The 2,529-nt window shown below is 73.0% G+C and carries 2 protein-coding genes and 1 pseudogene; 1 reads left to right on the top strand and 2 read right to left on the bottom strand.

What is annotated here, in order from left to right; all coding sequences use genetic code 11:
* Positions 1-406 (bottom strand): annotated as a pseudogene (locus AC08ON_RS12310) (hypothetical protein); the annotation flags it as partial.
* A gap of 55 nt (positions 407-461) precedes the next feature.
* A complete protein-coding gene (locus AC08ON_RS12305; protein WP_476607630.1) occupies positions 462-1,889 on the bottom strand; it encodes a lipopolysaccharide biosynthesis protein in 1,428 nt (475 codons plus the stop codon).
* Positions 1,890-2,041: 152 nt separating this feature from the next.
* Here AC08ON_RS12305 and AC08ON_RS12300 point away from each other — a divergent pair.
* Positions 2,042-2,529: glycosyltransferase (locus AC08ON_RS12300; protein ID WP_476617002.1), on the top strand; the 488-nt coding region annotated here is incomplete at its 3' end.

The following is a 2,529-nucleotide window of genomic DNA, read 5'->3' as shown; positions in this document are numbered from 1 at the left end:
GACCGGGGCCGAAGCCCCAGCCCGGCACCCCGGCAATCTCGATGGCCGACCGGTCGTCGAGGTTTCCGAAGGTGCCGGGTGCGCCGTAAATAGTCAGCAGGTTCCTGGGCAGGCCCGCCACCGCCCCGGCCGGCATCGACGGCCCCACGGTGACCCCGCCGACCGGTGCCGAGGGTCGGCTCAGCGGCAGGTCACCGGAGGATGTCGGGCCCGAGGACGAGGAGAGCAGGCGCGCGGCGACGAGGGCACCGGCGGATGTCGCGCCGAGGCCCACGGCCGTCGCAAGCAGGCGGCGGCGAGTGACGGCGAGCGGCGAACGCACCGACCCCGACGACCCGGGAGACCCCGACGACCCGGGAGACCCGGGCTCACCGCCGTCCGCGTTCGGACGGGTCTGGGCTGGCATCAGCGGTGGCCTCTCCGCGCGGGGTGGGCAGGGACTCGTCCGGCAGAGGAACTCCTCACACCCGGGCCGGGACCCCCTCGCCGGGTTGGGGGTTGGGTAGCCCCATGTCCCCCGCCGGCCGCCGGTGCGCCTCGGCGGCCCGCGCCGACCGGCGGTCGGTGTGATGCAGCTGGACCACGAGCAGGCCGACCGCGAGTGCGGTCACCGACTCGGCGGCGAGCGCGGCGGTGGCCGTGGCCATCGATCCGCCGCCGGCCGAGACGAGCGCCCCAGCCGTCGCCACCGTGGCGACGGCGAGCACGCCGACGACCCGGCGCACCCCGGCGCCGAGCAGGTACGTGGTGAACATCAGGGTGACGGCCAGCAGGGTCATGCTCAGCGCGAGCACCGACAGCGCGGAGGCGGCGGCGGTGAGATGCGCCCCGAAGACGAGTCCGATCAACCACTTCGCCGCGAACAGACCGAGCCCGGCAAGGAAGAGCCCGGGAGCGACGACGAAGACCAGCGCCACGACCAACGTGCCCCCGGCGGGGCGTCCCTCCTTGCGCCGTCGTGCCGCCTCGGGCAGCAGGAAGTTCGCGACCGCCAGCCCGATGAAGACCGGTACCCTGCAGGCCGTCGAGATCGCCGCGTAGCCGCCGACCCCGGAGGAGCCCAGCCAGCCGACGATGACGACGTCCATGTTCTGCAGCAGGGCGAGGGGGATCAGCGCGCCGAGGGCGACGGTGGTGTCGGCGATGACGCTCTGCCGGGCGCTGGCGCGTGGCGCCGGGATCGGCAGCGGAATCGGCCCGGTGGCCGGCGGTGTGCCGTCGTCAGGCAGCACGGGCGCCCCGCGCCGGAACACGGGCGGGCGCGGCAGCCGCGGGGTGCGCGTGACGGCCCACCGGGCGTGCTCGGCGCCGACGACGACGCCGAGCACGATGCCCAGGCCCGCGCCGTTCACCCCGAGCCCGCCCAGCACGAGCACGATCACCAGGCCGATCCGGACGAAGCCCTCGACCACGAAGTTGACGGCGAGGCGCGGATAGGCCCCCCTGGCCTGCAGCAGGCCGCGTTCGACGCACAGCAGCGTCCACAACGCGGCACCGATGGTCGCCTCGGCGATCGCGAGCGGATGCGGATAGGACATCAGCGCGGCCACCGGCCGGCACAGCACCACCGCGACGATCGCGGAGATCGCGATGCCGACGCCGCAGGCGCCCCGCAGCCGCCGGATCCAGGACCACTGCTCGCGCCGGGTGCCCCCCGGGCCGGACGTCTCGTGCTGCACCACGGCGATCAGCAGCGCGTTACCCGCGACCGAGAGGATCAGGAAGATGCTGACCTGCACCGACACGGCGCCGTAGGAGTCCGGGTCCAGCGACCGGGCGACGATCAGGTTCATCAGCAGGTTGCACCCGTTGACGAGCATGCCGGCGACGGCCAGTGCTGCCGGACCGGCCAGCAGGCCCGTCACAGCCTCACGCGAGGGCTTCGCCATCAGCCTCCCCACCGGGAACGGGACACGTCGAATCACCCACAGCGGAACACCGGCCATGGTAGGTGGCCGACGATTTTCCGACATCGGTAGGTTGCAGGCGAACCTTGCAGACGAACATGGTAAGCCCTGGCGAGCGGAACGAAACGGAAGGAATGCCACCGGTGACGGGAACTCCCAGCGTGACGCCCCCGGGAGGATCGACACACCTCGGAGGGTCCCGGGAGCGCCGGTACCTGCCCACTCTCGCCGGCCGGCACGTGGTGTTCCTCAACTGGCGGGACCGGGAGCATCCGCAGGCCGGCGGGGCGGAGTTGTTCTGCCAGTCGATCGCCGAGCGGTTCGCCGCGGCCGGTGCCCGGGTCACCCTGCTGACCTCGCGGGCCACGGAAGGTGAACGCCCTGGTCCGCCCGTCGCCGAGTCCGTTGGCGGCGTCGAGGTGCGCCGCGGGGGCGGGACCTTCGGCGTCTATCCGTCGGTGCTCGCCCGGCTGGCCAGCCTGGGCCGGGCCAGGCACCGCGTCGACGCCGTCGTCGACTGCCAGAACGGGATCCCGTTCTTCAGCCCCCTGGTGCTGCCGGCGAGCACCCCCGTCGTGCAGGTGCTCCACCACGTTCATCAGAAACAGTTTCCGTTGTACTT

This window comes from Frankia sp. CoWAU3, from assembly GCF_977971855.1.
This window is presented reverse-complemented; position numbering and strand designations above follow the sequence as displayed.

Bases quoted from the DNA above. Each gene is read 5' to 3' on its own strand.
- AC08ON_RS12305 (WP_476607630.1), bottom strand. From the start codon at position 1,889: ATGGCGAAGCCCTCGCGTGAGGCTGTGACGGGCCTGCTGGCCGGTCCG.